A 257-nucleotide genomic window follows, 5' to 3' on the forward strand; every position below is an offset into this window, starting at 1 on the left:
AAAAGAAGTAGGTAGCTTAACCTTCGGGAGGGCGCTTACCACTTTGTGATTCATGACTGGGGTGAAGTCGTAACAAGGTAACCGTAGGGGAACCTGCGGTTGGATCACCTCCTTACCTTAAAGAACCTGCCTTTGTAGTGCTCACACAGATTGTCTGATGAAAATTAGCAGTAAGAAAATCTCTGCAGGCTTGTAGCTCAGGTGGTTAGAGCGCACCCCTGATAAGGGTGAGGTCGGTGGTTCAAGTCCACTCAGGC

The 257-nt window shown here is 49.0% G+C and carries 1 rRNA gene; it reads left to right on the forward strand.

Annotation, left to right across the window (positions count from 1 at the left end):
- Positions 1 to 115 (forward strand): 16S ribosomal RNA (locus tag BZK41_RS26790); the annotation flags it as partial.
- Between the last annotated feature and the right edge of the window lie 142 nt (positions 116 to 257).

It is taken from the genome of Citrobacter sp. A316 (assembly GCF_002042945.1).
In the GTDB taxonomy this organism is placed as follows: Bacteria; Pseudomonadota; Gammaproteobacteria; order Enterobacterales; family Enterobacteriaceae; genus Citrobacter; species Citrobacter portucalensis.